Consider the following 5,235-nt stretch of genomic DNA (forward strand, 5'->3'; position numbering starts at 1 on the left):
GAGATCACGGCCGCGCACGTGGCGGGCGTCTTCTCGCTGGCCGACGCCTGCGCGCTGGTCGCGGCCCGCGGGCGGCTGATGCAGGCGTTGCCGGCCGGCGGTGTGATGATCGCGGTGCAGGCGTCGGAGGACGAGGTCGCGCCGCTGCTCACCGACCGGGTGGGCATCGCCGCGGTGAACGGTCCGCAGTCGGTGGTCGTGGCCGGTGACGAGGACGCCGCGGTGACGATCGCGGGCCGCTTCGAGGCGGACGGTCGGAAGACCAAGCAGCTGACGGTCAGCCACGCGTTCCACTCGCCGCACATGGACGGCATGCTCGACGCCTTCCGCGAGGTCGCGGAGGGGCTGACGTACGCCGCCCCGCGCATTCCGGTCGTGTCCAACCTGACCGGCGCCCTTGCGGGCGAGGAGATGGCATCGGCCGACTTCTGGGTGCGGCACGTCCGCGAAACCGTCCGCTTCCTCGACGGCATCCGCGCCCTGGAGGAAGCGGGCGTGACCACGTGCCTCGAACTCGGGCCGGAGGGCGTCCTCTCCGCCCTCGCGCAGGATTGCGTCACCCGGGACGACGCCGCTTTCGCCCCGGCGCTGCGCGCGGACCGGTCCGAGGACGCCGCCCTCGCCTCCGCCCTCGCCCAGGCGCACCTGCGCGGGATCACCGTCGACTGGGCCGCGTACTACGCCGGCACGGGCGCCCGCCGGGTGGAACTGCCCACGTACGCCTTCCAGCGCCAGCGGTACTGGCTGGAGGCCCCCGCCCACGCCCTCGCCGGCGACGTGGCCTCCGCCGGGCTCGGCGTGACCGCGCACCCCCTCCTCGGGGCTGCGGTCGACCTGCCCGACTCCGACGGGTTCCTCTTCACCGGGCGGCTCTCGCTGCGCACCCAGCCCTGGCTGGCCGACCACCGCGTCGCGGGCACCGTCATGGTGCCGGGTGCGGCGCTGGTGGAACTGGCCGTCCGCGCCGGTGACCATGCGGGCTGCGGCCGCCTGGACGAGCTCACCCTCGAAGCACCGCTGGTGCTGCCCGAAACCGGTGCCCTGCAACTGCGACTGGCCGTGGCCGAGCCGGACGAGGACGGGCGCCGGGCGGTCCAGGCCTACTCGCGCCCCGAGCAGGCCGCCCCCGACGAGCCGTGGACCCGGCACGCCGACGGCGTCCTGGCGCCCGACGCCGCGGACACCGAGGGCCGGGACCTGGGGGAGTGGCCGCCGACCGGAGCCGTCGAACGGCCCGTGGACGACCTCTATCCCGGCTTCGACGCCATCGGACTCGGCTACGGCCCCGCCTTCCGCAACCTGCGCCGGGCGTACCGGCTCGGGGACGAGGTCTTCGCCGAGGTCGCCCTCGACGAGGACCGCCTCCCGGAAGCCGCCCCGTACGGACTGCACCCGGCGCTCCTCGACGCCGCCCTGCACGCCCTCGGGCTCGGCGGGTTCTTCCCGGAAGGCACGGCCGGCGCGCGGTTGCCGTTCTCCTGGGACGGCGTACGACTGCACTCCTCCGGCGCCGCCGCCCTGCGCGTGCGCATGGCACCGGCCGGCCGGGACGCGGTCACGCTCACCCTGTGGGACGGCACGGGCCGGCCGGTGCTCACCGTCGACTCGCTCGTCTTGCGCCCGCTCGCCACCGACGGCGTCCGTCTGGCGGCCGGACTCGGCACCGGCCCCGTCCGCGAAGCGCTCTTCCAGGTCGACTGGGCCGCGCTCGCGCTGCCCGGGGCACGGCCGGAGTCCGGCATCCGCTGGGCGCTGCTCGGCGACGACCCGCTCCGGACGGGCGCGGGCCTGGAACGGGCCGGCGTCCTCGACGCCGCCGACGACCACACCCACCCCGACCTGGACGCCCTGGCCGAGGCGTTCGACCTGACCGAAGCCCTCGGGGAGCCGGTACCGGACACGGTCCTCGTCACCCTGGCACCCGACCCCACGACCGCCGGCCGCGGTGCGGCGGTCCCGGCGGCCGCGCACGCCGCGAGCGGGCAGGCCCTGGAACTGGTGCAGGGGTGGCTGGCGGACCAGCGGTTCGCGGCGTCCCGGCTTGCGGTCCTGACCTGCGGTGCCGCGGCCGCCGGCCCCGGCGAGGACGTGACGGACCTCGCGCACGCCGCGGTGTGGGGCCTGGTGCGGTCCGCGCAGGCGGAGCACCCGGACCGGTTCGTGCTGATCGACCTCGACGGCGAGGAAACCTCCTACCGGGCCCTGCCCGCGGCCCTCGCGACGGACGAGCCCCAGCTCGCCCTGCGCGACGGAACCGTACGGGCCCCCCGCCTGGCCCGCGCGGTGCTCACCCCACCCGCGGACCCGCCCGCCGGGAGCACCTCCGCCGGCCGGGCCCTCGACCCCGAGGGCACCGTCCTGATCACCGGTGCCACCGGCACCCTGGGCGGCCTCCTCGCCCGGCACCTCGTCGCCGAGCACGGCGTACGGCACCTGCTGCTCACCAGCCGCCGCGGCGCGTCGGCGGCCGGCGCTCCCGAACTCGCTTCCGCGCTAGGGGACCTGGGCGCCGAGGTCACCTGGGCGGCCTGTGACGCGGCCGACCGGGAGGCCCTCGCCGCCCTGCTGGCCGACGTACCGGCCGAGCACCCGCTGACCGCCGTCGTGCACACCGCCGGTGTGCTCGACGACGGCACCGTCACCTCGCTCACCCCCGAGCGGATCGCCGAGGTGCTCCGGCCCAAGGCCGACGCGGCATGGAACCTGCACGGGCTGACCCGGGACCTCGACCTGGCGGCGTTCGTCCTGTTCTCCTCCGCGGCCGGCGTCTTCGGCAACGCCGGGCAGGCCAACTACGCGGCCGGCAACACCTTCCTCGACGCCCTCGCCCAGCACCGCCGGGCCCTGGGCCTGCCGGGCGTCTCCCTCGCCTGGGGCCTGTGGGACGACGAGGCCGGCATGGCCGCGACCCTCGACGAGCAGGACCTGCAGCGCCTGAGCCGCGGCAGCATGAACGCGCTGTCGGCCACCGACGGGCTGGCCCTCTTCGACGCTGCCCTACGCGCAACCACGGCCCGGCAGAACGGCCCCGGCAGTGCCGGCACCGGATCCGCCGAGCCGGGGACGCCGAGCCTGCTCGTCCCCGCGCGGATCGATCTGGCGGCACTCCAGGCCCGCGCCGGCGAAGGCGTCACACCCCTGCTGCGCGGCCTGCTCCGTACGCCCGTACGACGCCGGACGAGCGCCGGCCCGGCCGCGGACGGCGGGGGATCGCTCGCGGAGCGGCTGGCCCACCTGCCGCCCGCCGAACGGGACCGGGTGCTGCTCGACACGGTCTGCACCCACGTCGCCCAGGTACTGGGCCACAGCGGGGCGGCGGCCATCGCACCGGGCAGCGCGTTCAAGGAACTCGGCTTCGACTCGCTGACGGCGGTCGAACTCCGCAACCGGCTCGGCGCGGCCACGGGCCTCCGCCTCCCGGCGACGCTCGTCTTCGACCACCCGACCCCCGAGCAGCTCAGCGCCTACCTGCACTCCGCACTGCCCCGCGGCGCCGACGGGCCCAGCGTCCTCGGTGAACTCGACCGGCTGGAAGCCGCGTTGGCATCCACCGAGGCGACGGACGCGGACGGCGTCACCCGCTCGCGGATCACGATGCGCCTCCAGGCCCTCATGGCCAAGTGGAACGCACGCCAGGAACCGGGCCGTGCCACCGACAGCGACGAGGACACCGGCGACGACCTCGACGCGGTCACCGACGACGAGCTGTTCGACCTCCTCGACGACGAACTCGGCGCCCACTGAGCGCCCTCCCGGCGCCCCGAGACCGCCGGGCGGGGTCTTTCCCCGCCCCGCCCGGCCCCCTACCACCCCACCACCACGGTCAGACCGACCCGTACGACCGCCTCTCTGGCATGGAGCCCACGCACATGGTGAACGAGGACAAGCTTCGCGACTACCTCAAGCGGGCGACCGCCGATCTGCGCCAGGCCCGCAGGCGGTTGCGCGAGGTCGAGGAGCAGAACCAGGAACCCGTCGCGATCGTCGCGATGAGCTGCCGCTACCCGGGCGGCGTCCGCACCCCCGAAGACCTGTGGCGGCTCGTCGCCGACGGCCGCGACGCGATCTCGGCGTTCCCCGTGGACCGCGGCTGGGACGTGGAGACGCTCTACGACGCCGACCCCGACAGCGCCGGATCCAGTTACGTCAGCGAGGGCGGCTTCCTCTACGACGCCGCCCGCTTCGACCCCACCCCCTTCGGGATCTCCCCGCGCGAGGCGCTGGCGATGGACCCGCAGCAGCGGCTGCTGCTGGAGGCCTCCTGGGAGGCGTTCGAGCGGGCCGGCATCGACCCGACCTCCCTGCGCGGCAGCCGGACCGCCGTCTTCGCCGGCGTCATGTACCACGACTACACCGCCCGCCTGGACTCCGTCCCCGAAGGCGTCGAGGGCTTCCTCGGTACCGGCAGCTCCGGAAGCATCGCCTCCGGCCGGGTGGCCTACACCTTCGGCCTCGAAGGTCCGGCGGTCACCGTCGACACCGCCTGCTCGTCCTCCCTCGTCACCCTCCACCTGGCCGTGCAGGCGCTGCGGGCGGGGGAGTGCACCATGGCCCTCGCCGGCGGCGTCACCGTCATGGCGACCCCGGCCACCTTCACCGAGTTCAGCCGCCAGCGCGGCCTGGCCCCCGACGGCCGCTGCAAGCCCTTCGCGGCGGCCGCCGACGGCACCGGCTGGGGCGAGGGCGTCGGCATGCTCCTCGTGGAGCGGTTGTCGGACGCGCAGCGCAACGGGCACCCGGTCCTCGCCGTGGTCCGCGGCTCGGCCGTGAACCAGGACGGTGCCTCCAACGGTCTGACCGCCCCCAACGGTCCTTCGCAGCAGCGCGTCATCCACCAGGCGCTCACCAACGCCCGCCTGGCGGCCGCCGACGTGGACGTCGTCGAGGCCCACGGCACGGGAACGACCCTCGGCGACCCCATCGAGGCCCAGGCCCTGCTCGCCACCTACGGCCAGGACCGGCCCGCCGACCGGCCGCTGCTCCTCGGCTCCATCAAGTCCAACCTCGGGCACACCCAGGCCGCCGCCGGCGTTGCGGGCATCATCAAGATGGTCGAGGCGATGCGCCACGGCATCGTTCCGAAGACCCTCCACCTCGACGATCCCACCCCGCACGTGGACTGGGAGGCGGGCGCCGTCTCCCTGATCGGGGACACCGTCCCCTGGCCGCGGACCGGAAGCCCGCGCCGTGCGGGTGTGTCGTCGTTCGGGTTCTGCGGCACGAACGCGCACGTGA

General features: G+C 75.3%; 2 protein-coding genes. Both read left to right on the forward strand.

Going from position 1 to position 5,235, the window contains the following annotated elements:
- Positions 1–3,744, forward strand: a 3,744-nt coding sequence (locus ACFV7Q_RS38265; RefSeq protein WP_385435567.1) for an SDR family NAD(P)-dependent oxidoreductase, incomplete at its 5' end; no start/stop codon positions are given.
- Positions 3,745–3,869: 125 nt separating this feature from the next.
- Positions 3,870–5,235, forward strand: a 1,366-nt coding sequence (locus tag ACFV7Q_RS38270; RefSeq protein ID WP_385435568.1) for a type I polyketide synthase, incomplete at its 3' end; no start/stop codon positions are given.

The organism is Streptomyces sp. NPDC059851, assembly GCF_042732005.1.
In the GTDB taxonomy this organism is placed as follows: domain Bacteria; phylum Actinomycetota; class Actinomycetes; order Streptomycetales; family Streptomycetaceae; genus Streptomyces.